The organism is Shewanella sp. Isolate7 (assembly GCF_022398425.1).
In the GTDB taxonomy this organism is placed as follows: Bacteria; Pseudomonadota; Gammaproteobacteria; order Enterobacterales; family Shewanellaceae; genus Shewanella.
The window spans coordinates 1-1,223 of sequence record NZ_JAKEVJ010000168.1; the positions used below are offsets into that span (position 1 = coordinate 1).

Genomic DNA, 1,223 nt, shown 5'->3' on the forward strand with positions numbered 1-1,223 from the left:
CGGGCCTTGTACACACCGCCCGTCACACCATGGGAGTGGGCTGCACCAGAAGTAGATAGCTTAACCTTCGGGAGGGCGTTTACCACGGTGTGGTTCATGACTGGGGTGAAGTCGTAACAAGGTAGCCCTAGGGGAACCTGGGGCTGGATCACCTCCTTACCTATACGATGATTTGATACTTGGTCGAAAAATGCTCCTGCATTTTCGACATTCGGTACATCCGTGTACCTTTTGAGTGTTCACACAGATTACTTGATAGAAGATAGAGAAAGATATCGAAAGGTATTTTTGAGGATTTTGATGCCTGAGCAAGGCACTTGATGAGTCTCGCAGGGAGTGTGCATGAGCACATGACCGAGAAACGAAGAAAGTAACGCCGCACAGGGATTAAAAGACCAAAAAGAAATGGGTCTGTAGCTCAGCTGGTTAGAGCGCACCCCTGATAAGGGTGAGGTCGGTGGTTCAAGTCCACTCTGACCCACCAAATCTTCCTTTATACATCGTTGTAAGCTTCGTCGTTTAGCGTGCTAAACGTCCTCAACTTACGCCTTGTCTAACGTCGATTTGGCTTTCCAATCAATCGATTGGGCCTTGATATTTATCTCGCTGCATGTAAATGGGGCTATAGCTCAGCTGGGAGAGCGCCTGCCTTGCACGCAGGAGGTCTGCGGTTCGATCCCGCATAGCTCCACCATTTGCTCTTTGATGAGAGCATGCAGTTTAGGTTAGAGATGCCAAAGATAAATGCAGAATTTATCTTTGGCTTTTTTAAGCCCGGTCGTAATTGTTCCTACAATTATCGACACTTTCTCCTTCCATGGAGATCGCTCTTTAAAAATTTGGAAAGCTGATAGTAATAACCGARAGGTTATTGCGAAAATAATTGAGTTCTCAAAACACACTTTAATCAAGTGACTTGAGTATTCTTTTGGCGAAAGTTGAAACCATTAGTTGCGATGCARCTCAGATGAAACTCATTTGGGTTGTATGGTTAAGTGACTAAGCGTATACGGTGGATGCCTTGGCAGTCAGAGGCGATGAAGGACGTAGTAACTTGCGAAAAGCGTTGGCGAGCTAGTAACAAGCATTTGAGCTAACGATGTCCGAATGGGGAAACCCGGCAGCATAAGCTGTCATCATTAAGTGAATACATAGCTTAATGAGGCGAACGAGGGGAACTGAAACATCTAAGTACCCTTAGGAAAAGAAATCAACCGAGATTC

Annotated in this window: 2 tRNA genes and 2 rRNA genes; all 4 read left to right on the plus strand. The window is 45.7% G+C overall.

The annotated features are described in order from the left end of the window. Positions 1–159 (plus strand): 16S ribosomal RNA (locus tag L1D47_RS20750); the annotation flags it as partial. Between the two features lie 248 nt (positions 160–407). Next, a tRNA-Ile gene (locus L1D47_RS20755) sits at positions 408–484 on the plus strand. Positions 485–618: 134 nt separating this feature from the next. Next, a tRNA-Ala gene (locus L1D47_RS20760) sits at positions 619–694 on the plus strand. A gap of 295 nt (positions 695–989) precedes the next feature. Further along, positions 990–1,223, plus strand: a 23S ribosomal RNA gene (locus L1D47_RS20765); the annotation flags it as partial.